Source organism: Pseudomonas sp. AC193 (assembly GCF_979258075.1).
Genome location: NZ_OZ409832.1, coordinates 4414495 through 4440517 on the forward strand (window position 1 = coordinate 4414495; position 26023 = coordinate 4440517).

At 59.5% G+C, this 26023-nt stretch carries 13 protein-coding genes and 3 pseudogenes; 7 read left to right on the top strand and 9 right to left on the bottom strand.

Annotated elements, in window-relative coordinates; all coding sequences use genetic code 11:
* Nucleotides 1-725: 725 nt before the first annotated feature.
* Nucleotides 726-2310, bottom strand: a pseudogene (locus ACZZ0D_RS20015) (peptide chain release factor 3).
* A gap of 420 nt (nt 2311-2730) precedes the next feature.
* Here ACZZ0D_RS20015 and ACZZ0D_RS20020 point away from each other — a divergent pair.
* The 5 genes and pseudogenes from ACZZ0D_RS20020 to ACZZ0D_RS20040 all read left to right on the top strand — a co-directional run bounded on the left by ACZZ0D_RS20020 (nt 2731) and on the right by ACZZ0D_RS20040 (nt 8006).
* A complete protein-coding gene (locus tag ACZZ0D_RS20020; protein ID WP_463554087.1) occupies nt 2731-3447 on the top strand; it encodes an ABC transporter permease in 717 nt (238 codons plus the stop codon).
* 21 nt (nt 3448-3468) lie between these two features.
* The gene (locus ACZZ0D_RS20025; protein ID WP_053117059.1) at nt 3469-4374 is read left to right on the top strand and encodes a glycine betaine ABC transporter substrate-binding protein; all 906 of its coding nucleotides are present in this window, start codon (nt 3469-3471) and stop codon (nt 4372-4374) included.
* Between the two features lie 13 nt (nt 4375-4387).
* Entirely contained in the window at nt 4388-5041 is a 654-nt protein-coding gene (locus tag ACZZ0D_RS20030) for an ABC transporter permease (protein WP_053117058.1), read from the top strand.
* Nucleotides 5038-6195 carry an osmoprotectant ABC transporter ATP-binding protein OsmV gene (locus tag ACZZ0D_RS20035; protein ID WP_129389040.1) on the top strand — a complete coding sequence of 386 codons (1158 nt, stop codon included), beginning with the start codon at nt 5038-5040 and terminating at the stop codon, nt 6193-6195. Before ACZZ0D_RS20030 ends, ACZZ0D_RS20035 begins: the two co-directional genes overlap by 4 nt.
* A gap of 647 nt (nt 6196-6842) precedes the next feature.
* A pseudogene (locus tag ACZZ0D_RS20040) lies at nt 6843-8006 on the top strand (type III PLP-dependent enzyme).
* Between the two features lie 51 nt (nt 8007-8057).
* Here the strand turns inward: ACZZ0D_RS20040 and ACZZ0D_RS20045 are convergent.
* The 4 genes and pseudogenes from ACZZ0D_RS20045 to ACZZ0D_RS20060 all read right to left on the bottom strand — a co-directional run bounded on the left by ACZZ0D_RS20045 (nt 8058) and on the right by ACZZ0D_RS20060 (nt 12956).
* The gene (locus tag ACZZ0D_RS20045) at nt 8058-8951 is read right to left on the bottom strand and encodes a hypothetical protein (protein ID WP_463554088.1); all 894 of its coding nucleotides are present in this window, start codon (nt 8949-8951) and stop codon (nt 8058-8060) included.
* 113 nt (nt 8952-9064) lie between these two features.
* The gene (locus tag ACZZ0D_RS20050) at nt 9065-11332 is read right to left on the bottom strand and encodes an alpha-xenorhabdolysin family binary toxin subunit A (protein WP_463554089.1); all 2268 of its coding nucleotides are present in this window, start codon (nt 11330-11332) and stop codon (nt 9065-9067) included.
* A 195-nt stretch (nt 11333-11527) separates the two neighbouring features.
* Nucleotides 11528-12279 (bottom strand): annotated as a pseudogene (locus ACZZ0D_RS20055) (tetratricopeptide repeat protein).
* Nucleotides 12276-12956 carry a Fe2+-dependent dioxygenase gene (locus ACZZ0D_RS20060; protein WP_053117051.1) on the bottom strand — a complete coding sequence of 227 codons (681 nt, stop codon included), beginning with the start codon at nt 12954-12956 and terminating at the stop codon, nt 12276-12278. Before ACZZ0D_RS20060 ends, ACZZ0D_RS20055 begins: the two are co-directional and overlap by 4 nt.
* Before the next feature lie 207 nt (nt 12957-13163).
* Between ACZZ0D_RS20060 and ACZZ0D_RS20065 the strand changes: the two genes are divergently transcribed.
* Both ACZZ0D_RS20065 and ACZZ0D_RS20070 read left to right on the top strand, forming a co-directional pair.
* The gene (locus ACZZ0D_RS20065) at nt 13164-15479 is read left to right on the top strand and encodes a TonB-dependent receptor (RefSeq protein WP_463554090.1); all 2316 of its coding nucleotides are present in this window, start codon (nt 13164-13166) and stop codon (nt 15477-15479) included.
* A gap of 234 nt (nt 15480-15713) precedes the next feature.
* Nucleotides 15714-18242: a PepSY domain-containing protein gene (locus ACZZ0D_RS20070; protein WP_463554822.1), complete on the top strand. Its 2529-nt coding sequence runs from the start codon at nt 15714-15716 to the stop codon at nt 18240-18242.
* Nucleotides 18243-18360: 118 nt separating this feature from the next.
* Here the strand turns inward: ACZZ0D_RS20070 and ACZZ0D_RS20075 are convergent, their stop codons facing one another.
* From ACZZ0D_RS20075 to ptsP, 4 genes are all read right to left on the bottom strand, one after another.
* Nucleotides 18361-19902 carry an alkaline phosphatase D family protein gene (locus tag ACZZ0D_RS20075; RefSeq protein ID WP_463554091.1) on the bottom strand — a complete coding sequence of 514 codons (1542 nt, stop codon included), beginning with the start codon at nt 19900-19902 and terminating at the stop codon, nt 18361-18363.
* Nucleotides 19903-20344: 442 nt separating this feature from the next.
* Nucleotides 20345-22078 (bottom strand): PTS fructose-like transporter subunit IIB, encoded by a 1734-nt coding sequence (locus tag ACZZ0D_RS20080; protein WP_212544093.1) that lies wholly within the window; start codon nt 22076-22078, stop codon nt 20345-20347.
* An 11-nt stretch (nt 22079-22089) separates the two neighbouring features.
* Nucleotides 22090-23031 (bottom strand): 1-phosphofructokinase, encoded by a 942-nt coding sequence (gene pfkB / locus ACZZ0D_RS20085; protein ID WP_463554092.1) that lies wholly within the window; start codon nt 23029-23031, stop codon nt 22090-22092.
* Entirely contained in the window at nt 23031-25892 is a 2862-nt protein-coding gene (gene ptsP / locus ACZZ0D_RS20090) for a phosphoenolpyruvate--protein phosphotransferase (protein ID WP_463554093.1), read from the bottom strand. The genes pfkB and ptsP overlap by 1 nt, the downstream gene beginning before the upstream one ends.
* Nucleotides 25893-26023: the final 131 nt, after the last annotated feature.

Genomic DNA, 26023 nt, shown 5'->3' on the forward strand with positions numbered 1-26023 from the left:
TGGACGAACGAGTGGCTTGGCGGGTCAACGGATTTTAAACAGCACAAGCACCGTACTGGCCAGCCAAACGTTGTGGCCAAGTACATCGAGAGATTACAAAAAACCGACTTGAGATCAAAAGCCCCTCACCCTAACCCTCTCCCGGAGGGAGAGGGGACTGATCGAGGTGATTGGGAGAGGTAGGCCGACGTGGGATACCGAGTCGAGCCCAGATTCTGAAAGGCTCACAAATCGGCCCCCTCTCCCTCGGAAAAGGGCTGGGCGGGCGGCGTTCCGATGAGGGGCAAAAACACCACAAATCCAAAGCCGAAACCCGTGCTCCTCACCACTCAATAGGCCGAGTGTCAGCTCGCCTGCTCTTGATCTTGATCTTGATCCACAGGCGACATCGGAAGGCTGAGTGGAGGGATTGATGCGGGCGTGGGAGCGCAGCGACCGTTTGGCGAAGCCAAACACAGCGAGAGGAGGTGCAGCGCAGCAAACCGTAGGCGCTGCGCCCGGATCGATCCCGGAGCGAAGGAACCCCGAGCCCCAGCGAGCGGGCCGCACGTAGGAGCAAGCGTTTTTTTGCTTACTTTTTTTAGGCGTTTGTAAAAAAAGTGAGTCGCCGTAAGGGCGAAACCGCAATCAGAAACTCCCGCAGAAACGGATATACCCCCAAACCCAAGGCAATAAAAAACCCCAAGGCATACACCTTGGGGGCTTCGGACAAAACAGTTCAGAACTTAGTGATGCTCACGCGTCGCCCGGAATTTCACGTCCGGCCAGCGCTCTTCCATCAACGCCAGGTTAACCCGTGTCGGCGCGAGGTAAGTCAGGTGCCCACCGCCATCAACCGCCAGGTTCTCCACAGCCTTGTTGGAAAACTCCTCAAGCTTTTTCTTGTCGCTGCATTCAATCCAGCGCGCGGAGTACACGGTGATCGGCTCGTAGGAGCACTCAACCTTGTATTCCTCCTTCAAACGGCTGGCGACCACATCAAACTGCAGCACACCCACGGCGCCAAGAATGATGTCGTTGCTGCGCTCCGGGAAGAACACCTGCGTTGCACCCTCTTCGGCCAACTGCTGCAGACCCTGACGCAACTGCTTGGACTTCAGCGGATCACGCAGACGTACACGACGGAAAAGCTCCGGCGCAAAGTGCGGAATGCCGGTGAACCCGAGAACTTCACCTTCGCTGAAGGTGTCGCCGATCTGGATGGTGCCGTGGTTGTGCAGGCCGATGATGTCGCCCGCAAAAGCCTCTTCCAGTTGCTCACGCTCGGAGGAGAAGAACGTCAGGGCATCGCCGATGCGCACGTCCTTGCCGGTGCGCACGTGGCGCATCTTCATGCCTTTCTCGTACTTGCCGGAGCAGATACGCATGAACGCGATACGGTCGCGGTGCTTCGGGTCCGATGTTCGCCTGGATCTTGAAGATGAAGCCCGAGAACTTCTCTTCGACCGGCTCAACGGTACGTTCGTTGGCGACACGGGCCAATGGACGCGGGGCCCAATCGACAACGGCGTCGAGGACGTGGTCAACACCGAAGTTGCCCAAAGCCGTACCGAAGAACACCGGGGTCAGTTGACCGTCGAGGAATTCCTGCTGGTTGAATTCGTGGCAGGCGCCCTGAACCAGCTCAAGCTGATCGATGAAACGGTCGTACTCGTCGCCCAGGTGTGCGCGGGCTTCGTCGGAGTCGAGTTTCTCGATGATCTTGGTTTCGGTGCGTTCGTGACCATGACCGGCGGTGTAAACGATGATGTAGTCGTCGGCCAGGTGGTACACGCCTTTGAAGTCGCGGTAGCAACCGATCGGCCAGGTGATCGGCGCGGCTTTGATCTTCAGAACGGCTTCGATTTCGTCGAGCAGTTCGATCGGGTCGCGGATGTCACGGTCGAGTTTGTTGATGAAGCTGACGATCGGCGTGTCTCGCAGACGGCAGACGTCCATCAGCGCAATGGTACGCGGCTCGACACCTTTACCGCCGTCGAGCACCATCAGCGCCGAGTCGACCGCGGTCAGGGTGCGGTAGGTATCTTCGGAGAAGTCTTCGTGGCCCGGGGTGTCGAGCAGGTTGATCATGTGTTCGCGATACGGGAACTGCATGACCGACGTGGTAATGGAAATACCCCGCTGCTTTTCCATCTCCATCCAGTCGGATGTCGCATGGCGATCGGATTTACGGGATTTCACCGTACCGGCCACTGCAATCGCCTTGCCCATCAACAGGAGCTTTTCGGTGATCGTGGTTTTACCGGCATCGGGGTGGGAAATAATGGCGAAAGTGCGGCGTTTCGCGACTTCGGCGGCCTGGTTGGTCATGGGAAATCGCCTGGCGGTGATTCAAAAAAGGGCGGCGAGTATAGCTTAAAAAGTAACCGTCGAACCACCGTCCCTCGGGCCCGCAAAACCCTGTAGGAGCTGCCGCAGGCTGCGATCTTTTGCTCTGTTGCGCTAGAACAAAGTCAAAAGATCGCAGCCTTCGGCAGCTCCTACAGGTGGCCAGATGGCATCTTATGTGGGAACCTTTCAGCGCTCGGAGACGTCCATCCCCTGTTACGACATGTCGTCAGGGGCTGAAAAATCAGCAAGTTAGCCTGACGAGGCTGCGCTCATGGCTCGCTTTCAGACCGCTTTTCCGGTGCTGAAGGAGCTGCTTCTCGCGAACGTTTATTCCCGGCAGCCATGTATGGCATGCCACACGGGAGAGCGTTTGCCGACTACAAAAAAAGGAGTCCGCCTGTGGCTATCCGCTATGGCAAAGGGCTGATTGGAGGTGCGGTGGTGATCGCGCTCCTGGCCCTGCTGATCCATTGGATCGGCATCAACACGATCGAACACTACCGCGACGATTTGTTGTTTTACCTGCAAGCTCATCTGATTCTCGTCCTCGCTTCAATGCTGGCCGCCCTTGTCGTGGGCATCCCCGCCGGCATCTTCCTCAGTCGCCCGACCATGGTCGGACGCGCCGAGCGCTTCATGCAAATCTTCAATATCGGTAACACCGTGCCTCCGCTGGCCGTGCTCGCGATTGCCCTGGGCGTCCTCGGCATCGGCAGTGGCCCGGCGATCTTCGCTTTATTCCTCGCCTCCTTGTTGCCGATTGTGCGCAACACCTACGAAGGCCTTAAAAACGTTCAGGGATCGCTTAAAGAAGCGGCCGTCGGCATCGGCATGACGCCGCGCCAGGTGCTGTGGAAAGTCGAATTGCCCAACGCCGTGCCGATCATTGTCGGCGGTGTGCGTGTGGCCCTGGCGATCAACGTCGGCACCGCGCCGCTGGCATTCCTGATCGGCGCCAACAGCCTCGGCAGTCTGATCTTCCCCGGCATCGCCCTGAACAATCAGCCGCAACTGGTACTCGGCGCTGCGTGCACCGCACTGCTCGCGTTGCTGCTCGATGGCGTCGTCACGCTTGCCAGCCGTCTCTGGCTGGAACGCGGTTTGCGCACGTCTTAAGGCTTTTGCGAAGGAATACCTATGAAACGATTTAGCTTGATTCTAAGCCTGATGCTGAGCAGCGCCCTGCTGTTCGCCGGCATCGCGCAAGCCGCTGACAAACCGGTGATTCGCCTCGGCGCCCGGGTCTTCACCGAGCAAACCCTGCTCGCGGAAATCACCGCGCAATATCTGCGCAGCAAAGGCTACGACGCGCAGATCACTGGCGGTCTGGGCAGCAATCTCGCCCGCAGCGCTCACGAAAGCGGGCAACTGGACTTGCTCTGGGAGTACACCGGCGTGTCGCTGGTGGCTTACAACCATGTCACCGAGAAACTCGACAGCGCTCAGTCCTACGCCCGGGTGAAAGAACTCGACGCCAAAAAAGGCCTGATCTGGCTGACGCCGTCGAAATTCAGCAACACCTACGCCCTCGCGCTGCCGAAAAAAGTGGCTGAGGAATATCCGCAGATCACCAACATCAGCCAGTTGAACGAGGTGCTGCGCGCTGAAGCCAAGACCAATCACCTGGTGGCGCTGGACACCGAGTTCGCCAACCGCTCCGACGGCCTGATCGGCATGGTCGACCTCTACGGCATGAATCTGACCCGCAAGAACATCCGCCAGATGGATGCCGGGCTGGTTTACACGGCGTTGCGCAACGGTCAGGTGTTCGCCGGTCTGGTCTACACCACCGACGGTCGTCTCAGCGCCTTTGGCCTGAAGCTGTTGGAAGACGACAAACACTACTTCCCCGATTACACCGCAGCCCCGGTAGTGCGTCAGGCAACACTGGACGCCAACCCGAAACTGGCCGAGCAACTCAAGCCGCTGGCCGAACTGTTCGACGACGAAACCATGCGCCAGCTCAACGCGCGGGTCGATGTCGATCATGAAAGCCCATCGTCCGTTGCCGCCGATTTCCTGCGCCAACATCCGCTGAATTAAAGGAGGAAAAGTCATGGAATTCTTCAACGCCTTTTCCCATCTCGACTGGCAACAGGTGATGCACCTGACCTGGCAGCACATCACCCTCGTCGGCATCGCTGTAACGTTGGCGATTGTCGTCGGCGTGCCGCTGGGCATTCTGATGACGCGCTTCCCGAGCCTCGCCGGCCCGCTACAGGCCAGCGCCACCGTGCTGCTGACCGTGCCGTCGATTGCGCTGTTCGGTTTGCTGCTGCCGTTCTACTCGAAGTTCGGTCAGGGCCTCGGCCCGATGCCGGCGATCACCGCCGTGTTCCTCTATTCACTGCTGCCAATCATGCGCAACACCTACCTCGCCCTCACCGGCGTAGAGCCCGGTATTCGTGAAGCCGCACGCGGCATCGGCATGACCTTCGGCCAGCGCCTGCGCATGGTCGAACTGCCAATCGCGGTGCCCGTCATCCTCGCCGGCGTGCGCACCGCCGTGGTGATGAACATCGGCGTGATGACCATCGCCGCGACCATCGGCGCCGGCGGCCTCGGTGTGTTGATCCTCGCTTCCATCAGCCGCAGTGACATGTCGATGCTGATCGTCGGCGCGCTGCTGGTCAGTCTTCTGGCCATTTTCGCTGACCTGTTTCTCCAATGGCTGCAACGCTCGTTGACTCCAAAAGGACTCCTCAAATGATCGAACTTCAAAACCTCAGCAAAACTTTCCAAAGCAACGGCAAAGACGTCAAAGCCGTGGACTCGGTGAGCCTGACCGTCAATGAAGGCGAGATCTGCGTGTTCCTCGGGCCATCGGGTTGCGGCAAAAGCACCACGCTGAAAATGATCAACCGCCTGATCAAACCGACCTCGGGCAAGATCCTCATTAATGGTGAAGACACCACCGATCTCGACGAAGTGACCCTGCGTCGCAACATCGGTTACGTGATCCAGCAGATCGGTCTGTTCCCGAACATGACCATCGAAGAGAACATCGTTGTCGTGCCGAAACTGCTCGGCTGGGACAAACAGAAATGCCACGACCGCGCCCGCGAATTGATGAGCATGATCAAGCTGGAGCCCAAGCAGTATCTGCATCGTTATCCGCGTGAATTGTCCGGTGGCCAGCAACAGCGCATCGGCGTGATCCGCGCACTGGCAGCGGATGCGCCGCTGCTGCTGATGGACGAGCCGTTCGGTGCGGTTGACCCGATCAACCGCGAGATGATCCAGAACGAATTCTTCGAGATGCAGCGCGCGCTGAACAAGACCGTGATCATGGTCAGCCACGACATCGACGAAGCGATCAAACTCGGCGACAAGATCGCGATTTTCCGCGCCGGCAAACTGCTGCAGATCGATCACCCGGACACGCTGCTCGCGCACCCGGCGGACGACTTTGTCAGCAACTTCGTCGGCCAGGACAGCACACTCAAGCGTCTGCTGTTGGTCAAAGCGGAAGATGCGGCGGACAACGCGCCATCGGTGAGCCCGGAAACGCCAGTGGCCGATGCGCTGGAATTGATGGACGAACATGACCGTCGCTACGTGGTGGTTACCTGCGCCGACAACAAGGCACTGGGCTATGTGCGTCGTCGTGATCTGCACCGTCAGACCGGCACTTGCGCGCAGTTCCTGCGTGAATTCAACGCCACCGCCGCGTACGACGAGCATCTGCGCATTCTGTTGTCGCGCATGTACGAGTTCAACCGTTCGTGGCTGCCGGTGATGGACGCCGAGCGGGTGTTCCTCGGTGAGGTGACGCAGGAATCGATTGCGGCTTATCTGAGCTCGGGTCGTTCGCGCGGGATGAAGACCAGTATCGTCTCGCCGGCTGAGGCCGTAGTCGCCTGATTTTCGGGCAAGAAACACAAATCCATGTAGGAGTGAGCCTGCTCGCGATTGGCAATCTCAGTCGATGAAGATGTCGACTGAAAAAAAGTCATCGCGAGCAGGCTCACTCCTACAGGATCGGGGGTGTGACCAAGTCATTCACCAGGCGGAAAAGAATCTCAACACCCGCCACTCTGAATTGTTCTCAAACCTCCTGCTCGAAACAGCCAAATTCTCCCTCACACCCTCCCCTCGCCGCCAACGTCGCCGATGTTGCCGCCATCACACTTACCCACGACTTCGCCGACATAATCCGCGAACGTGCAGGTATTTTTAACACTTCAAAATTCTCGGGGAACATCTGTCCGTCATCTCGGTCGGCTACAAAGAGTGATCAGAGCGACGCACGTCAGAAGCGTGCAAAAACGCGACATTTTTAGTTGATCTCAGGCCCCTCACGCCCTAAAGTTCGCGCCGAACGTCCATGCTGGAAACGATCCATCCGGCTCAAGTACTGACGACGAGACAGCAAGGCCAAGGGCAAATCCGCCCGTGGCCTTTTTGCTTTCGGCGACATGCCTTGGGAAGTAGGCGAACCAAAGTGGGGATACGGAGGACGTTCATTTGCACCCATTGTTAATTTCAGTTTGCCAGTAGGAGTTCCCAGCATGTCGATCAATGTCGAAGACTATTTCGCGCGCGCCACTTTTGACAAAATGAAGGCGTTTGCCGACAAACAGGAAACCCCGTTCGTGGTGATCGACACCGCGATGATCAGCCAGGCCTACGATGACCTGCGCGCCGGTTTCGAATTCGCCAAGGTCTACTACGCGGTCAAGGCCAACCCGGCCGTCGAGATCATCGACCTGCTCAAAGAGAAGGGTTCGAGCTTCGACATCGCCTCGATCTACGAGCTGGACAAAGTGATGGATCGCGGCGTCAGCGCCGACCGTATCAGCTACGGCAACACCATCAAGAAATCCAAGGACATCCGCTACTTCTACGAGAAGGGCGTGCGTCTGTTCTCCACCGACTCCGAAGCTGACCTGCGCAACATCGCCAAGGCTGCACCGGGCTCGAAAGTCTACGTACGCATCCTCACCGAAGGCTCGACCACGGCTGACTGGCCACTGTCGCGCAAATTCGGCTGCCAGACCGACATGGCCATGGATCTGCTGATCCTCGCTCGCGACCTCGGCCTGGTGCCTTACGGCATCTCCTTCCACGTCGGTTCACAGCAGCGCGACATCAGCGTCTGGGACGCGGCGATCGCCAAGGTCAAAGTGATCTTCGAGCGTCTGAAAGAAGAAGACGGCATCCATCTCAAGCTGATCAACATGGGCGGTGGCTTCCCGGCCAACTACATCACCCGCACCAACAGCCTGGAAACCTACGCCGAAGAAATCATCCGCTTCCTCAAAGAAGATTTTGGTGATGACCTGCCGGAAATCATTCTGGAGCCAGGCCGCTCGTTGATCGCCAACGCCGGTATTCTGGTCAGCGAAGTGGTGCTGGTTGCACGCAAGTCGCGCACGGCTGTTGAACGCTGGGTGTACACCGATGTGGGCAAGTTCTCCGGTCTGATCGAAACCATGGACGAAGCGATCAAGTTCCCGATCTGAGCCGAGAAGAAAGGCGAGATGGAAGAAGTGGTCATCGCCGGCCCGACCTGCGACAGCGCCGACATCATGTATGAAAACTACAAGTACGGTTTGCCGCTGAACCTGGCGATTGGTGACCGGTTGTACTGGTTGTCGACCGGTGCTTACACCACCAGTTACAGCGCGGTTGAGTTCAATGGCTTTCCGCCGTTGAAGTCGTACTACGTGTAAGCGTCTTACCTGTAACGCAAAAAGCCCATGACCTGTCATGGGCTTTTTGCGTTACAGCCGGGTCAATTTGCCCAGTTGGTCCGACATGCTTTGCACATCGTTCAACGGCCCCTTGAGCATCGGCAGCGCAGATTTCGCCCGCGCCATCGTCATCGCTGGATAATGGTTTCGAAGCATCTGTTGCGCTTCATCCAGCATGCACGACATCCGATGGCAGAAATCGCTGAGGTTGTTCGCCGCACTGGCAGCGCGTCGGCGCAGGTTGAACAGAAACTCGACATGTTCTTTGGACTGCGCGATTCGCTCCTCCTGCGAATACAACCGGTCTGGCTCATAAGTCGTGCCGGGCAGACAGATTTTACCCAGATTGTAATAGGCCTCGATCTTGGGGATCGGTTTATCGCACGTGCATATCGGCATCGTCAGGCACTCGATGAAACGCACGAAGATGCCGTGGATCGACTCGGTCAGTCCGATCACCCGGGTTTTGAAATTGAGCACCATGCCCCGGTATTGCTCAAGCCGGCGATCCATTTCGCGCAGCACATCGATGATGCTTTCGGCAGGTGCATTGCCCCAGGCAGGCGACCTCACCAGCGAAAATTGCCGCGGATCGATCGTGACGATCGTCTTTCGGCGATTGTCGGCCTTTGAAACGACTGCCTGAAACTCTTCGATAAAGGCAAAAATCTCACGCAACACCTGCGCAGAACGGCTGCCAAGCGCCGGTGTGGCCACCTGTATCGCCCGCCAACACATTTCACTGGTTTGTGCAGCCTGCCTCAGGCTATGAACATTCGGCGGCGGCACCATGATGTGCTTTTGCCGTTCGAAGATCCCGGTAAACTCGGTCATTTCCTGCAAGGCAGGGGGTAGATCCTGCAGAAACTTCACGTACTGCTTCAATGCAGCGAAGTTTTTTTCTGCCAGTAAATATTCAAGCATCAGCCTCTCCTTAGTCTGATCGTACTTTCATTGCCGATGGAACCGTGCCCATCGGCAATCCTGCGCCGGACTCTGATATCACACACAAATGCAGAGCACGCCTACCGGCAGACTCAGCGCTGCGGAACGGACAGCGGATTAAGGAAAGCGATTAACAGTGGCGCATGCTGTTTCAACGCGGCACTGAGTGCATCACAGTCGTCCGACACTTCGACATCGATTGCATCGCGCAACTGCTCAAAAGCATTCACGGCAGGACGATAGGTGGCGGCATATTCGGCGCGACAGTCTTCCATGGCGTGAATGGCCTTTAGGTAAGTGACCTTGCCTTGCGAATCACGGATAGCCGCGCGCTCGCGTTCAATCTCGGCCTGCACACCATCGATTTTCAGCTTCAGCTTGTCGCTCTCACGCACCATGTCCAGGAAGCGCACAGACTCACGAATGCCAATAAGGGTTCGCTTCAGTTGGTCGATGGCCGCCATCACCAGTTTGATTTCCGGCGGAGCCAGGCCCAGTTCGGTGATCTTGGCGATGGTTAGCTCAACGTCCTTGCCCAGATTCTCGATACCGCTTTTTTCCAGCAGATTGACCCCGTTAATGATGACCTTTCGATCAGCCGCAAGCTCTGCAAGTTTGCTGTCCAGTTGTGCAATTTCTGCATCGGCCACGAGCGCGTCGCGCTGGAAATCGGTGATGTAAGCCTGCGTCAGGCGCATATCAAACCGTGCATCAATATTGCGCAAGGCGTCACGCACCAGAGTTGCCTGCTTGGTCATGGCAGAGGAAATCGAACGCAAAATGTCCTTGCGCTCATCGTCGATTTCTTCAATGACCTCAGGATCGGTTTCTTTCAATCGATCCTTCTCGTTGCGGGCGAGACGTCGCAGGCTGTTTTGCAGATCATTCACTCCGGTCTGGGCCGAATCCTGCAATTGGTTTTGGCATTGCCCCATGCCACTCACAGTGCGCTTGAAGCGGTCGAACAGATCAGGCAGGTAACCCAGTTTAGTCTTCAAGACTTCTGCCTGAGTGCGAGCTTCACGCATCTGTTCAACAGTGGAGGCCAGGGTGGCCATGTCCACAGGTGGATAGCTCACTGTCGCGCTGAGACTGATCACACGCGAGGTTCGCGTGCTGAACGAATAGTTGCGCTCGTATTCTTCATCAGCCTCTTTGAAGACCTGAATAAGCTTGTCCGAGTCGGTTTCGATGGTTTTCCATGGCAGCACGACTTCCTCGAACTCGGTACCGAAGACCCGCAGGCTCAAGGCATCGTTGACGCGGCCCATCGCAGCGACCGAGTTGGAAATGTGCAGGTAGAGGCTTTTCCAGACATGCATCAGGTTCTGCGTGGCGATGTCGGCATCGATGGCCACGATCATCAGACTTTGCAGGTCATGTTTGACGCGGGCAAGAGAACCGAGTGTCTGGTTCTTGCTCGCCAACACCTGGATATCCCGTTCCTGTTCGGCATACAACGCTTTGCGTGCAGCACGAATATTTTCCGCCTCCACCCCCATGTAGATAGCCATGGCCAGGCCCACGATGTTCATCCCGGCGGCAGACTTCAATGCCTCCTGAACAGCGGCCTTGTATTCAGTGTTTTTAATATCGATTTCTTTGGCACGATTATCGATGTCGCTCTTCAATACCTTGATATCTGCTGCCAACGAACTGCTGTCGATCAAACCGACCCTGAGTTTTATACTGGGCAGGACATGCTCGCGCAGATCATAACCAAATAGGTCCAGGTCATTCTTGATGCCTTGCACATCGCTGAGGTTTTTATTGATCCGCTCGAATATCCGCTGCAGGTAATAGCCCAACGTCGCGACGGTATCCGGATCAATTTCAATACCCGGAAACTTGTCACCCAATTCAATTTCGAGTGCTTTAAGCTGGGCAAGTGTTTTAATCTTGTTTTTCTTGAGGAACGCGACCGAATCATCGTCGCTCAAGACTTCCTGAATCGCCTTGCCATAATTAAGCATGCTGCTGGCAAAGCTCTTCAGCCCCTGCCCGGTCATCATGATGCGTTCACGCAGCGGCGACCAGCGTCTTGCGTGGTTGCGGGTGTTTACAAAGGTCGAGAGGAAATCTGTCGGATTCAACCCTGGGCCGCCGTTCTGCCCTGCGCCATAGCGCAGATAATCTTCGACATCCTTCAGGGTATGCGGCAGCGCCAGGCCGGCTGCTTCATATTTACGCAAATCAATGATCTGCTTTTTAGTGAGGAGCAACCCTCTGTCGCGCACTACATCATCGCCATCCGACGTCGATGCGTCACTTAGTAACTTTGGCGCCGCCGCCGCCATCTGCATAACTTGTTCAGGCGAGGTATTATTCAGGGCATCGCCCCATAAGCTGGAAGAAGACATGATCATTCCTTTAATCAGTTTTAAGTTAAGTAAAATCAAAAACAAGTCAGAACCCGTAAGAACTTAAACTTGCCAGACAGACTTAAACATAAAAGCCGCACTTAAAAAAATCGTTTCATGCCTTCAATATATTTATAAAGAATACTAACAACTGGACATACGACTCGATACTTGCGGACAGCGCCTTGAATTCAACTAGACGCTGATGTGCCCTGCGCGCTCTTTATACTCTTGAGCCAATGCCTGAATGGCCGGGTGTGCTGCGCTCTCCAAAGTCTGGGCCGCCACGCCGAGAAACGCAGCATGCCCCCCGAACATCGCCTTGCGGTACCAGCCTGACGCCTCTTCAATCTGTGAGCGCTCGGCCAGCACGCTGGCATAACTGAACTGGCCACGGAAGTCGCCGGCCTGCGCCGAGCGGCGATACCAGTCGAAGGCTGCGGCAGGGTCGCGCGACAATGGCGTCCCTCTTCAAGATAACGCCCGAGCAGGTTCATCGACTTGGCGTGTCCGGACTCGGCGGCCTGGCGATAAAGCGCCAATGCTTGCGGCTGATCGACCGCCACGCCGCGCCCGGTCGCCAAGAGATTGGCCAGGTTGTACATCGCCCAATCCAGGCCTGCCTGCGCCGCGACTCGATAATGCTGCGCGGCAACCCCGGCATCGGCGGCACACCCCCAGCCATGCTCATGACAACGCCCGAGCATGTTGCGCGCCATCAGATGCCCGCGTCCGGCGGCGATGCCAAACCAACGCAGCGCCAGCGCTTGATCCTTGGCGATGCCTTGGCCGTCCAGAAGAATCTGCCCGAGCAACGCCTGCGCCTCCACTTCGCCCTCTCCCGCCGCCAGCAGAATCGCCTGCGCAGCACGGGCCGGGCTTTCTTCGAGCATGGCGCGGAGTTGTTCGCCGCTGAGGATTTCCTCGCGGCGCAGTTGGAAACTCATACCTCGACCCAGCGACGCAGCAGGTTGTGATACGTGCCGGTAAGGCGGATCAGCGAAGGATGATCCGGCATGTCCTGCGTCAGCTGCTGGATCGCGCCGTCCATCTCGAACAGCAGCGCGCGCTGGCTGTCTTCGCGCACCAGGCTTTGCGTCCAGAAGAACGACGCATAGCGCGCGCCGCGAGTGACCGCGTTGACCTTGTGCAGGCTGGTGCCGGGGTACAACACCATATCGCCCGCGGGCAGTTTCACCTGTTGCGTGCCGTAGGTGTCCTGGATTTCCAGTTCGCCGCCGTCGTAATCCTCAGGCTCGCTGAAGAACAGCGTGGCCGACAGATCGGTGCGCACGCGCTCGATGCTGCCCTTCGGTTGACGCACGGCGTTGTCGATGTGGAAATCGAAGCTGCCACCGGCCGTGTAACAGTTCACCAACGGTGGGAAGACTTTGTGTGGCAACGCGGCGGACATGAACAGCGGATTTTTCCACAGCCGCTCGAGCATCGCCGCGCCGATTTCCTTGGCCAGCGGATGACCTTCAGGCAGTTGCAGATTGTGCTTGGCCTTGGCCGACTGGAAGCCGGCGGTGATCTTGCCATCGGCCCAGTCAGCCTGCTGCAAAGCCTCGCGAATGCGCTGCACCTCGTCTTTCGCGAACAGTGCGGGGATGTGCAGCAGCATGGCGATGTCACCTGATGGCAAAGAGGCGGCAATGGTATTGATTCTTATTGTCTGTGTAAAACCCGGGAGACGAATGAACTGGCAGAAACCGTAAGGTTAAATTGTAAAGAATGTAAATTCAGTGCGAATAACAATGTTTCGCAATTGATACGAATACCTGTTTACCCTATATTCCGCCGCCTCAAATCCTTGGGGAGGGGAATAAAAATGGCACGTCAACACGCACAATTACCGGTCAGTTCACCACGTCTGCTCGCCTCTGCAATCGGCGTCGCAATTACCGCCGGCTCCGCTGGCCAGATGGTGTTCGCTGCCGAGAAAACCGACAGCAAAGCGTCCGGCAATGCCATCGCTCTGGACGCCACCGCCATCACCGGCGAAGCGCAGGACTCGACGTCCTACCAGGTCGAAAAAGCCTCCTCGCCCAAGTACACCGCGCCGCTGGTCGACACGCCGCGCTCGGTCACCGTGATCCCGCAACAAGTACTCAAAGACACCGGCGCCCTGAACATGCAGGACGCGCTGCGCACCGTGCCGGGCATCACTTTCGGCGCCGGTGAAGGCGGCAACCCGCAGGGCGACCGTCCGTTCATTCGTGGTTTTGACGCCCAGGGCGACACCTACCTCGACGGCGTGCGCGACACCGGTTCGCAGAGCCGCGAAATCTTCGCCGTGGAAAACATTGAAGTCAGCAAGGGCCCGAACTCCGCCATCGGCGGTCGTGGCGCAGCAGGCGGCAGCATCAACCTGGTGAGCAAGAAAGCGCACCTCGGCAACTCGTTCGACGGTGGTTTCACCTGGGGTTCCGACCAGACCCAGCGTTACACCCTCGACGGCAACTACCAGTTCAGCGACACCGCCGCTGGCCGTCTGAATCTGATGAGCCACGAGAGCAATGTCGCCGGTCGCGACAAGGTCGATTACGATCGTTGGGGCATCGCCCCGTCTCTGGCGTTTGGTCTGGGCACCGACACCCGCGTTAACCTCGATTACTACCATCTGGAAAGCAACGACACCCCGGACTCCGGCGTGCCGTACACCATTCCGCTCGGCGGTTCGGCGGCACGCACCAAATCCAATCCGGACAAGCCGTACTCGGGTGGCGACCACAGCAACTTCTACGGTCTGGATCGCGATTTCCGCAAGGGCCGCACCGACACCGCGACTTTCGCCATCGAGCACGACCTGAGCGACTCGCTGACGATCAAGAACACCCTGCGTCATGGCACCAGCATGCAGGATTACATCCTGACCCAGCCGGACGACAGCAAGGGCAACGTTAACAACGGTACGGTCTGGCGTCGTGCGAACACTCGGGTGAGCAACACCGAGACCACCACCAACCAGACTGACCTGTTCGGTAACTTCTACGTTGCTGGCTTCAAGAACAGCTTCTCCACCGGTGTGGAATACACCCGTGAGGAGAGCCAGAAGTCCTCGTACAACGTCAACACTGACACCACGCCGCGCACCACCGCCGCGACCACCAACTGCAACCCGGGGCTGATCGGCGCAGCCAGCGGCTACAACTGCACCTCGCTGTCCAACCCGAACCCGAACGATCCGTGGAACGGCGCGATCTCGCGCAACTACGCCGGCACCGACACCCAGTCCGATACGTACGCGCTGTATGCGTTCGACACGCTGGAGTTGTCCGAGCAGTGGCTGGTGAATATGGGCCTGCGTTACGACCACTTCGAAACCGGCTACAAGACTTACACCAACGCCGGCACCACCACTTCGAAGGGTGCTGACACCAGCGAGTTCGTCACCGGTCAGTTCGGCGTGGTTTATAAGCCAGCGGAAAACGGCAGCATCTATGCGTCTTACGCGACCTCGGCCACGCCACCGGGCAACACCCTGGGCGAAGGTCAGGAAGGCAACCCGTTGGGCGGCAGCACTGACCGTGCCGGCAACCTGCTGAGCAGCGACATGGAGCCGGAAACCACCAAGAACTACGAAATCGGTACCAAGTGGGATCTGCTCAACGATCGTCTGTCGCTGACCGCTGACATCTTCCGCACCGAGAAAGAAAACGCTCGGGTACAAGTCGACACCACTTCGTACGAAAACGCCGGCAAGACCCGCGTGCAAGGTTTCGAACTGTCGGCCAGCGGCAAGATCACCGAGAAATGGCAAGTGTTCGCCGGTTACGCGTTCATGGACAGCGAGCAAGTTGACGGCGGCCCGCTGAACCGCGCCACCGACGGCAACGAACTGCCAAACACGCCGAAAAACAGCGCCAGCCTGTGGACTACTTATCAGGTCACACCGAAGCTGACCCTCGGTGGCGGCGCGTTCTATGTCGACGACGTTTACGGCAGCGTGGCCAACACCACCATGGTCGATTCGTATGTGCGTTACGACGCGATGGCGGCGTACAAGCTGACCAAGAACGTCGACCTGCAACTCAACGTGCAGAACCTGACAAACGAAACCTACTACGACAAAGCCTTCTCGACCCATTTCGCCAACCAGGCGGCGGGCCGTACGGCATTGTTGAGTACCAATTTCCACTTCTGATTGACGCTGTAAATGTGGGAGCGGGCTTGCTCGCGAAAGCGGCGTGTCAGAGAAATGGATATCGACTGGCACGACGCATTCGGGAGCAAGCCCCCTCCCACAAGGAATGTGCCGCAAGGCTTGGCCCCGTTCATTCAATTGAACGGGGCTTTTCTGCGTAATAAAGAACGCTTCTCGATAACCCACGGCATAATGCGCGCCGTGATGACAATTTCCGAACGGACGGCGAGTGACGTGTTGAAGAAAACCCTGTTCCAGTTGCACTGGTTTTTTGGCATCACCGCAGGCCTGGTGCTGGCGTTGATGGGCATCACCGGCGCGACTTATTCGTTTCAGGACGAAATCCTGCGGGCGCTGAATCCCTCCGTCCTGCAAGTGGAAAAACAAGTCGCCGGCGTCTTGCCACCGGTCGAACTGGTCGAGCGCATCGAAGCCGCGTCCGGCAAAAAAGTCTCGATGCTCTCGGTCGAGACCGACAGCGGCAACGCAGCGAAAGTGTTCTTCACCCCGCCCAAGGGTGAGCGTCGCGGCGAGATGCGCTACTTCGATCCCTACACGGGCGAATTCATGGGCGATGCCGTCGGCCAGGACTTCTTCGGCCTGATGCTGCAACTGCACCGCTTCCTCGCCATCGGCGATACCGGCCGCAACATCACCGGCGCCTGCACGCTGATCCTGCTGTTTTTCTGCCTCTCCGGGTTGTACCTGCGCTGGCCGCGTCAGTGGAACAGCTGGCGTGTGTGGCTGACCCTCGACTGGAAGAAAAAGGGCCGCGCCTTCAATTGGGATCTGCACTCGGTGGCGGGCACATGGTGCCTGTTGGTCTATCTGCTGCTGGCGCTGACCGGGTTGTCTTGGTCGTACGAGTGGTACAACAAAGGCCTGACCAAACTGCTTTCCGATGCGCCGCAAAACGAACGCGTGCGCGGTGGTCGTGGCCCGGCACCGCAAGGCCCGGCGCCGACTGCCGATTACGCGGCGATGTGGAGCAGCATCTACAGCGCCGCCGGCCCTGGCCTGTCTGCCTACAACATTCGTATGCCGCCCGTGGCTGGCCAACCGGCGACCGTGTTCTATCTGCTGGAAAACTCGCCGCATGAGCGCGCGCTCAACCAGATCACTCTCGACCCGGCCACCGGCATCGTCAAACGCGTCGACCGCTACGCTGACAAGAGCGTCAAGGCGCAACTGCTGACCAGCATCTATGCGCTGCACGTCGGCAGCTATTTCGGCCTGATCGGGCGGATCATCGTCACCCTCGCAGCGGTGTGCATGCCGCTGTTTTTCATCACTGGGTGGCTGCTGTACCTCGATCGCCGACGCAAGAAAAAGCAGATCAAGGACGCACGTAAAGGCCTCGAACAACCGGCGGGCGATGCACCGGCGTGGCTGATCGGTTTCGCCAGCCAGAGCGGTTTCGCCGAGCAACTGGCGTGGCAAACCGCCGGGCAATTGCAAGCCGCCGGATTGCCGGTGAGGGTGCAGCCGCTGGCGAATGTCAGCGAGCAGGATCTGCGTGAATCGAACAACGCGCTGTTCGTCGTCAGCACCTTCGGCGACGGCGAAGCACCGGACAGCGCCCGTGGTTTCGAGCGCAAAGTGCTGGGCAAAGCTTCGACACTGGACAGCTTGAACTACGCGGTGCTTGGGCTCGGCGATCGTCAGTACCAACACTTCTGCGGCTTTGCCAAACGTCTGCATCAGTGGCTCGGCGAGCACGGTGGCAAGACACTTTTTGCGCCGGTGGAAGTCGACAGTGGCGATCCCTATGCGCTGCGTCACTGGCAGACGCAACTCGGTCTGCTCACCGGACAAGCGCCGGTCGACACCTGGCAAGCACCGAGCTACGACAACTGGACGCTGACCCGCCGCGAATTGATGAACCCGGACAGCAGCGGTTCGCCGGTTTATCTGTTGGGCCTGAGCGCACCGAACACCAGCAGCTGGCTGGCTGGTGATCTGGTCGAAGTGCTGCCGCGCAACTGCCCGTGGGTCATCGAACATTTTCTCGACGGCCTCGGTATTCGTGGCGAGACCATGGTGAAAATCAACGGCCTCGACGAGCCGCTGGAAGTCGCACTGGCTTCGCGTCAATTGCCGGAGCATCGCGCGCATCTGGTCGGTTTGCATGCGCAGTCGCTGGTCGATGCGATGGTGCCGCTGGCCATGCGCGAATACTCGATCGCCTCGATTGCCGCCGACGGTGTGCTGGAGCTGATCGTGCGTCAGGAACAGCATGCCGATGGCACGCTGGGCATTGGTTCCGGCTGGTTGACCGAGCATGCGCCGGTCGGTGGCAGCATCAGCCTGCGCGTACGTCGCAACAGCGGGTTTCACCTGCCGAACGAGCCGGTGCCGATGATTCTGCTGGGCAACGGCACCGGTCTGGCCGGGCTGCGCAGCTTGCTCAAGGCGCGGATTGCCGATGGTCAGCAGCGCCAGTGGTTGCTGTTTGGCGAGCGTAACCGTGAACACGATTTCCTCTGCCGCGCGGAGCTGGAAGAGTGGTTGATCAACGGTGATCTGGCACGGCTGGATCTGGCGTTTTCGCGGGATCAGGCGGAGAAGTTTTATGTGCAGGATCGCTTGCGTGAATCGGCGGGTAAATTGAAGAAGTGGCTGGCGGATGGGGCCGTCATCTACATCTGCGGCAGCCTTCAGGGCATGGCTTCAGGCGTGGATCAGGTGCTCAAGGACATTCTCGGCAGCGCTGAAGTCGAGCGCCTGATCGAACAGGGCCGCTATCGCCGCGACGTTTACTGACTTTACTCATACCCCCTGTGGGAGCGGGCTTGCTCGCGAAGGCGCCGTGTCAGTCAATATCGACTTCGCTGACACACCGCATTCGCGAGCAAGCCCGCTCCCACAGTTTTTCCAGTGATCAAACGGGTTGTAGTTTTTGCTCGAAAACCGCCACCCCATCCAGATCCCGCAACACCACACTCATCTCCCCGCTCTGCCCTTCAATATTCACCTCACCAAAAAACTGAAACCCGGCAAACGGCGAGGTGTTCTGTACCGCCGGGGCCTTCTCGAACACCACCTGTGGCCCAAAGGTTTTATCCAGCGGATTCGGCCCGAAACTCCCGGCATTCAACGGCCCCGCGACAAATTCCCAGAACGGCTCGAAATCCTGAAACGCCGCCCGATCCGGGTGATAGTGATGCGCCGCGCAGTAATGCACGTCCGCCGTCAAAAAGACGAAGTTGCGCACCTGCTGCGCTCGCAAAAAGCCGAGCAATTCGGCGATTTCCAGCTCGCGCCCCTGCGCCGGGCCCGGGTCGCCATTGGCCACCGCTTCCCAGCGCCCAACACCCGGACTGACTTCACCGTCCGGCACGCCAAGCCCGATCGGCATGTCCGCAGCAATGACTTTCCACTGAGCCTTCGACGCCTTCAATTCACGCTTGAGCCAGTCCAGTTGCTCACGCCCGAGAAACGGTTTTTCCACGCCAAGATTGTCGTCATTCGCCCCGCGATAACTGCGCATATCCAGCACAAACACATCGAGCATCGGCCCGTAACTGAGCTTGCGATAGATCCGCCCGCCACCGTCGGCGGCCTGCAAACGCATCGGCGCATTTTCCAGCCACGCCTGCCGCGCGCGCCCCACCAAGGTGTGGATATCTTTTTCCTGATAACGCTCATCCAGTTGCTTGCCCGGCGACCAGTTGTTGACCACTTCATGGTCGTCCCACTGCCAGATCTGCGGCACTTCGGCATTGAAGCGGCGGATGTTTTCGTCCATCAGGTTGTAGCGATAGTTGCCGCGATAATCGTCGAGGGTTTGCGCGACTTTGCTCTTGGCTTCAGTGGTGAGGTTGCGCCAGATACGCCCGCCTTCGGTGGTGAGCTGCGCAGGCACCGGGCCGTCGGCGTAGATGGTGTCGCCGCTGTGGATAAAGAAGTCCGGCAGGCGCAAGCGCATGGCTTCGTAGATGCGCATGCCGCCGATGTCCGGGTTGATGCCGAAGCCTTGGCCGACAGTGTCGCCGCTCCAGACAAAACGGATATCGCGTCTGGCCGTCGGCGCACTGCGCAAATGGCCGAACCACGGCTCGCTGGCGACGCCGGTCTGGGCGTCTTCGAAATACACGCGATAGAAAATCGCCTGATTCGCGGGCAGCCCGGTGAGCTCGACGCGGGCGGTGAAATCAGTGCGCGCGTCGGCCAGTGCCGAGACGAATTTACGCGGGTTACCGAACAGGCTGCGGGTGTCCCACTCGACCACCATGCGCGCGGGGCGATCGCTGCGACTCCAGATCATCGCGCGATCGCCGAGCAGGTCACCGGACTGCACGCCATCGGTCAACTGCGGACGATCCTTGACCGAAGCAATCACCGCCGGCGCCAGCCCCGGCAGCAACAGCCCGGCGCCGATCCCTTGCACGACACGCCGGCGACCGAGATTGAAATCGCTCATGGGGTTCTCCCTGGAAAAAGGGACACTTAAGCACGCCCACATGACCCCGCAATGACACCTGCCACACCACAAATCCAATGTGGGAGCGGGCTTGCTCGCGAAAGCGGTGGGTCAGATAAAAAAGTATCGACTGACACGACGCTTTCGCGAGCAAGCCCGCTCCCACAGGGGTGATGTACGCCGCCGCCAAATCACCTCAAATCCAGCCCTGTTAGCGCCGGCCTCTGATCCCGCCAACACCGCAAACCAAAATGTGGGAGCGGGCTTGCTCGCGAAAGCGGTGGGTCAGATAAAAAAGTATCGACTGACACGACGCTTTCGCGAGCAAGCCCGCTCCCACTCGGGTGATGTACGCCGCCGCCAAATCACCTCAAATCCAGCCCTGTTAGCGCCGGCCTCTGATCCCGCCAACACCGCTCCCACAGGGGTTTCGTGGTGTTAGTTAAGCCTTGGCAGGTTCGAGGGCCAGTTCGACGGCTTCGGGGCGTTTGACTGTGGCGTAGACGACGGCGGTCAAGAGGCTCCCCGCGACAATCGCCAGCAGATACAACAGCGCATGATTGATCGCATTCGGGATCGCCAACACAAACAAGCCACCGTGCGGCGCCATCAGTTTGCAGCCGAAATACATCGACAACGCACCGGTCAACGCACCACCGGCAATGCTCGCCGGAATCACTCGCAACGGGTCTTTCGCGGCAAACGGGATCGCCCCTTCGGAGATAAAGCACAGCCCCAATACCAGCGCGGCTTTACCCGCCTCGCGCTCGGTCTGGGCGAACTTGCGCCGCGCAATAAACGTGGCGATTCCGAGCCCGATCGGTGGCACCATCCCCGCTGCCATCGTCGCTGCCATCGGCGCATAACTCTGCGACGCCAGCAGCCCCACCGAGAACGCATACGCGGCTTTGTTGATCGGCCCGCCGAGGTCGACGCACATCATGCCGCCAAGCACCACGCCGAGCAGGATCGCGTTGGTGGTGCCCATGCTGTCTAGAAAACTCGTCAGCGCCAACAGCATCCCGGCGACCGGTTTGCCGACCACGTAAATCATCACCAGCCCGGTAAACAGACTGGCAAACAACGGGATGATCAGAATCGGTTTCAGCGCTTCAAGGCTTTGCGGCAACGCGACATAACGGCTGATCGCCTTCGCCGCATAACCGGCGATAAAACCGGCGACGATGCCACCGATAAACCCGGCGCCCAACGTACTCGCCAGCAACCCACCGATCATCCCCGGCGCCAGGCCCGGACGGTCAGCAATCGAATAAGCGATGTAACCCGCCAGCAGCGGCACCATCAGTTTGAACGCAGTCTCGCCGCCGATCTGCATCAGCGCAGCCGCCAGCGTGCCTTCTTCCTTGAACGCGGTGATGCCGAACACGAACGACAGCGCAATCATCAAACCGCCGGCCACGACCATCGGCAGCATGAACGACACGCCGGTCAGCAGGTGTTTATAGACGCCGGTTTTCTCTTGCCTGGCCGGTGCTTTGCCGTCACTCGCCGCGCTTTCCACAGCCCCTTCGGCCAAGGCTTTTTTCAGCGTGGCTTCGGACTGCTTCAACGCGATGCCGGTGCCGCAACGATAGATTTTCTTACCGGCGAAACGCTCGGTGGCGACTTCGATATCCGCCGCCAGCAACACCACATCCGCTTCAGCAATCGCCGCCGCGCTCAACGGGGTTTTCGCGCCCACCGAGCCTTGCGTTTCGACTTGCAGCTCATAGCCCAAACGCTTGGCAGTTTGCTGCAAGGCTTCGGCGGCCATGAAGGTGTGAGCAACACCGGTCGGGCACGCGGTGATGGCGACGATGCGCGGCACACGCGACGCATCAGCAACCGGTTCAGCCGCGCTGGCAACGTAGACTGATGCCTCTTCAGCACCACGCCGCAGCACCGCTTCGACATCCTGTAGCGCCTGTGCCGGAGCAATCTGGAAAACCCGCTTGCCGACAAAACGCGTCATGTCGACCGCACCCGTGGCGACCAACAAAACCCACTCCGCCGCAGCAATCGTCGCCGCCGACAATTCGCGTTCCGGGTGCGCCGCATCGACCACTTCAACGCTGGTGCTCCAGCCCTGACGCTGCGCCGCCGCATCAAGCAAACGCGCACACAGCACACTGGTGACCATGCCGTTCGGGCAAGCCGTAACAATGGCTAATTTCATGACAAACCCTCTTATTGTTCTGTCAGGGGGCGCACGCGCACGCCCTGTTCGAGCTGCGCCAATTGCGCACGGTCGTTGATGCCGAAACCGATCTGGGTCACCGCCATCGCCGCAATCGCAGTGGCTGTGCGCAGGGTTTGTTCAGGCATGTCGGCGCTGAGCAAACCGTGGAGCATGCCGGCCAGCAATGAATCACCGGCACCGACCGTGCTGGCGACGCTGACTTTCGGCGGCGTGGCGTGCAGTGCCGAACCGACGCTGAACCAGTTCACGCCGTCAGCACCGTGGGAGATCACCACGTGCTCGATGCCTTGCGCATGCAAACGCGCCGCTGCCTGCGCTTCCGCCGTGTGCGAAACCACCTCGCAACCGAGCGCATCGGCGAGTTCTTCAGTGTTCGGTTTGATCAGCCATGGACTGGCTTTCAATGCTTCGCGCAACGCTTCGCCGCTGGAATCGAGGGCGACTTTCAAGCCGAGCTGATTGAGCCGTTCGATCAGCTCACGCAACCACTGCGCCGTCACGCCACGCGGCAAACTGCCGGCGACCACCACCGCGTCATGACCTGGTGCAATCTGCACCAAACGATCAAGCAACGCCTGCTGCGCGGCAGCATCGACCACCGGCCCCGGGCCGTTGATGTCGGTGATGCGCCCATCCTGTTCAGCGACTTTGATGTTGCTGCGCGTCTCACCCGGCACGCGGATAAATGCGTCGACAAAACCACGCTTGGCGAACAGGGTTTCGAACGCTTGCAGGTTGTCTTCGCCGAGAAAGCCACTGACCGTCAGTTGATGCCCGAGGTCGGCGAGTACCTGCGCGACGTTCACGCCTTTGCCCGCAGCGTGGGTGTGCATCTCGTCGCTGCGGTTGACCTGACCGGCGTCCAGCCGTGGCAGTTCGACGGTGAGGTCGAGCGCCGGGTTGAGGGTCAGGGTAAGTATCTTGGCCATTACAGGGCCTCCACTAATGCGCGCACTTCGTTGGCGCTGCCCACGGCCAGGGCGTGTTGAGCAAGGGTTTGCGCCTGCGTCAGGCTGAGTTCGCGGATGCGCGCTTTCACTTCAGCAATGCTGCGCCCGGACACGCTGAGTTCATCGACACCGAGGCCAACCAGCACCGGCACCGCCAGCGGATCCGCCGCCAACTCACCGCAAACACCGACCCATTTGCCATGGGCATGGGCCGCGCGCACGGTGATGTCGATCAGTTGCAGTACCGCCGGGTGCAAGCCGTCCGCCTGCGCCGACAGGGTCGGGTGACCACGGTCGATGGCCAGGGTGTATTGCGTGAGGTCGTTGGTGCCGACGCTGAAGAAGTCGACTTCCTTGGCCAGCACCGGCGCGAGCAACGCGGCGGAAGGCACTTCGATCATGATCCCCAGTTGCAGATCGGCGACCGGGATTTCCTGACGCAGACGCTCAGTCATGTCGCGGGCCTGACGCCACTCTTCAACGCTGCCGACCATTGGGAACATGATCCGCAGCGGACGGTTATCCGCCGACCGCAGCAGGGCGCGCAGTTGCGCTTCCATGATCTGCGGACGCTGCAAGGTCAGGCGAATGCCGCGCACGCCGAGGAACGGATTTTCTTCTTTGGCGATCGGCCAATACGGCAGCGGTTTGTCGCCGCCGACATCCAGCGTGCGAACGACCAGCGGACGACCGGCTAGACCGTCGAGAACACGGCGATATTCAGCTTCTTGCGTGGCCTCGTCCGGCGCTTGCGGGTGGGCCATGAAAATCAGTTCGGTGCGCAGCAGACCGATGCCTTCGGCGCCCTGCTCCACCGCGCTGATCACGCCGGCGCTTTCACCGATGTTGGCGAAGACTTCGACGGCGTGACCGTCAGTGGTGTGCGCCGGTTGATGGCGTTGTTCGGCAGCGATTTTCAAGCGTTGTTCGCGGGTGTCGCGTTCTTCGGTGGCGCGTTGCAGAGTCGCCGCATCGGCATCGACGTGCAGGCGACCGCGTTGACCGTCGAGCAGCAACGGTGTGCCTGGCGCCAGCAACAACACTGCGGCGCCGGCACCGACCAGCGCCGGAATCCCGAGCGCTCGCGCAACGATGGCACTGTGCGCGGTGGCGCCGCCGCGTGCGGTGAGAATCCCCGCCACACGCGCCGGATCCAGCCGCGCGACGTCGGACGGGCCGACCTCGTCCATCACCAGAATGTACGGTTGCTCGGGTTCGCTCGGGGTTTGCACGCCACACAGTTGCGCCAGCACGCGGCGGCCGATGTCACGCAAATCCGCCGCGCGCTCGGCGAGCAACGCGTCCTGCAGCGATTCCTGTTGTTTCGCCGCCGCTTCGATCACCGCCATCCACGCCGCTTCGGCGCTCTCGCCTTGCTTGAGGCGGGTGTCGACTTCGTCGGTGAGTTCCGGGTCGTCGAGCATCTCCTGATGGGTGATGAAGATCTCGCGGATGGCTTTGGCTTTGCTGCGTTCGATCAGGCCCTGAATGTCGTTGCGCACGTCGCTGAGCGCTTGCTTGAGGCGCTCGCGTTCGATGGCGGCGGACTCGCCACGCATGGGGTAATCGATGGTTTGCTGAACTTGAATGTGCGCCGGGCCGATGGCGATGCCGGGCGCGGCGGGGATGGCTTGCAACTGAGTGCCGGACGCCGGGGCGACCAGCAATTCAGCGATGTCGGCAAAAACTTCACGGTGCTCACTGATGGCGGGCAGCGGCTCGACTTCTTCACCGAGACCTTCCTCGATAGCCGCAAGCAAGGCCGGCAAGGCGTCGCCAGCGATGCTCGGTTCGGCGATCAACTCCAGCACCTGACCACGGCGGGCGCCGAGGCTGAGCAGTTTGCTCAAACTCTTCACCGATACAGCACTGTCCTGACCGTCGACGATGCGCACACGAATCTCACCATCAAAACGCTTCGCCAGTTGCGCGAGGATCTTCGCCGGACGCGCGTGCAAGCCGTGGGCGTTGGCCAGCGCAATGCGCGCGCTCGGCCAGTCGGCAGGCAGTTCACCACCGAGCACTTCGAGAACTTTGCGGCTGCTGGTGGCGCGGCCCAATTCATGGCCGCGACCTTCGATCAGCAACGCACACAAACGTTCGAGCAGCGCCTGGTGTGCTTCGCCAAGGCTGGCCAAGCAGAACAGACCACTGAGCGGCTGGCCGAGGTAGCGCATCGGTTTGTCCGGGGTAACGAACGCCAGGCCCGGGCGTTTCACGGTTTGCTCGCTGTGCAACCACCACAAGCCGTCGCCCAGCGGCAACGCTTCGACTTGTTGCAGCACCGCCGAGAAACCGTTGCTCACACAATCGGCCTGACGCAGCAAACGCGCGCCGCGCCAGACCAGTTCTTCGAAATCGTCAGCCGACACGCCGAGGCCGATCATCTGTGCATCCAGCGCCAGTTCCTGCGGCGCGCCTTGCAGCAGTTTCAGCAGCGCTTCCGGCGAACTGGCGCGACGCAGGGCCTGGCCCAGATCGGTCTCGCCGAGGGCGCGGGTCAGCAATTGCAGCAGACGCAAATGTTCGTCGGATTTGGCCGCGATGCCGATCGCCAGATAAACGATCTGGCCATCGCCCCAATCCACACCCTCAGGGAATTGCATCAGGCGCACGCCAGTGGCGAACACCTGATCGCGGGTTTCCGGGGTGCCATGGGGGATGGCAATACCTTGACCGAGAAAGGTCGAGCCCTGCGCTTCCCGGGCCTGCAAACCGGCGAGGTAACCGTCGGCGACCAGACCATCCGCCACCAGATGATCGGCCAGCAGTTGCAAGGCAGCGGGTTTATCCACAGCCGATTGGCCCATGGATATCTGCTCTATAGTGAGCTCGAGCATGCAATCTCCTTTTTGACGCTGGATGCGCCAGGTATTGTTTTGAATGGTCACAGCTTAGGCGCTGGATTGCTTCGCTTTTCAGCGGCAGTTTTGGCGGTTTCACGGCAGAACCGGCCAAAGGCGTCTAAAAC

Bases quoted from the DNA above. Each gene is read 5' to 3' on its own strand.
- ACZZ0D_RS20025 (WP_053117059.1), top strand. From the start codon at position 3,469: ATGAAACGATTTAGCTTGATTCTAAGCCTGATGCTGAGCAGCGCCCTG.
- ACZZ0D_RS20030 (WP_053117058.1), top strand. From the start codon at position 4,388: ATGGAATTCTTCAACGCCTTTTCCCATCTCGACTGGCAACAGGTGATG.
- ACZZ0D_RS20035 (WP_129389040.1), top strand. From the start codon at position 5,038: ATGATCGAACTTCAAAACCTCAGCAAAACTTTCCAAAGCAACGGCAAA.
- ACZZ0D_RS20045 (WP_463554088.1), bottom strand. From the start codon at position 8,951: ATGCTTGAATATTTACTGGCAGAAAAAAACTTCGCTGCATTGAAGCAG.
- ACZZ0D_RS20050 (WP_463554089.1), bottom strand. From the start codon at position 11,332: ATGTCTTCTTCCAGCTTATGGGGCGATGCCCTGAATAATACCTCGCCT.
- ACZZ0D_RS20060 (WP_053117051.1), bottom strand. From the start codon at position 12,956: ATGCTGCTGCACATCCCCGCACTGTTCGCGAAAGACGAGGTGCAGCGC.
- ACZZ0D_RS20065 (WP_463554090.1), top strand. From the start codon at position 13,164: ATGGCACGTCAACACGCACAATTACCGGTCAGTTCACCACGTCTGCTC.
- ACZZ0D_RS20075 (WP_463554091.1), bottom strand. From the start codon at position 19,902: ATGAGCGATTTCAATCTCGGTCGCCGGCGTGTCGTGCAAGGGATCGGC.
- ACZZ0D_RS20080 (WP_212544093.1), bottom strand. From the start codon at position 22,078: ATGAAATTAGCCATTGTTACGGCTTGCCCGAACGGCATGGTCACCAGT.
- pfkB (WP_463554092.1), bottom strand. From the start codon at position 23,031: ATGGCCAAGATACTTACCCTGACCCTCAACCCGGCGCTCGACCTCACC.
- ptsP (WP_463554093.1), bottom strand. From the start codon at position 25,892: ATGCTCGAGCTCACTATAGAGCAGATATCCATGGGCCAATCGGCTGTG.